The sequence below is a fragment of the Vibrio sp. 1078-1 genome (genome assembly GCF_033340475.1).
Map to the genome: position 1 here is coordinate 1 of NZ_JAWOWM010000675.1, position 571 is coordinate 571.

Genomic DNA, 571 nt, shown 5'->3' on the forward strand with positions numbered 1-571 from the left:
GCATCATCATTACCGCACCAAGGAAACATACAGGTAAGCCGATCATTACCCACATAGCCAAACGGAAACGTAAGAAAATCGTCAACATGATCGCAACAAGCACCGCGCCTTGCAGCAAGTTTTTCAGCATCATGTCGAGACGACCATTTAGGTAGTACGTCATGTCGACCAGAATTTTTAGCTGAACATCACTCGGCAAGGTTTTGTTTTTGGCTTCGATGTAGTCACGAACTGACTGAGCAACCGGAATGATGTTTTGATCGCGCGTCGCTTCGACTGACATGTAGATAGCATTTTGACCTGAATACTCGAAGTGGCGCTCTTCTTCGGTAAAGCCATCTTTGATGGTAGCAATGTCTTGCAACAATACCTTGGCACCATTGGCACCTAGCTTCACGGGAATATTTCTAAACTCATCTCCACGGTAATATTGGTTCTCGATTCGAACCGCAATCATTCCAGAGTTTGTTTTGACTTCGCCCGCCGAGAAGTTTGCCGAGTAACGACGAATGGCATTGCTTACGTCATTCAACGTTAGGTCATACTTACGCAGCACGAGGGGATCGACTTC

At 46.2% G+C, this 571-nt stretch carries 1 protein-coding gene; it reads right to left on the reverse strand.

What is annotated here, in order from left to right:
• A partial coding sequence (locus tag R7190_RS29450) for an efflux RND transporter permease subunit (protein WP_318138148.1) occupies positions 1 to 571 on the reverse strand: 571 nt, incomplete at both ends.